Genomic DNA, 262 nt, shown 5'->3' on the forward strand with positions numbered 1-262 from the left:
AAGGGCTAATCCCCGTTCGCTCGCCGCTACTAGGGGAATCTCGGTTGATTTCTTTTCCTAAGGGTACTTAGATGTTTCAGTTCCCCTCGTTCGCCTCACTAACCTATGTATTCAGTTAGTGATAACAGCTTATGCTGCTGGGTTCCCCCATTCGGACATCGTTAGCTCAAATGCTTGTTACTAGCTCGCCAACGCTTTTCGCAAGTTACTACGTCCTTCATCGCCTCTGACTGCCAAGGCATCCACCGTATACGCTTAGTCA

The 262-nt window shown here is 48.9% G+C and carries 1 rRNA gene; it reads right to left on the reverse strand.

The annotated features are described in order from the left end of the window. Nucleotides 1–262: ribosomal RNA gene (locus tag LZP69_RS16475) — 23S ribosomal RNA — on the reverse strand; the annotation flags it as partial.

The organism is Shewanella sp. AS1 (assembly GCF_021412565.1).
Taxonomy (GTDB): domain Bacteria; phylum Pseudomonadota; class Gammaproteobacteria; order Enterobacterales; family Shewanellaceae; genus Shewanella.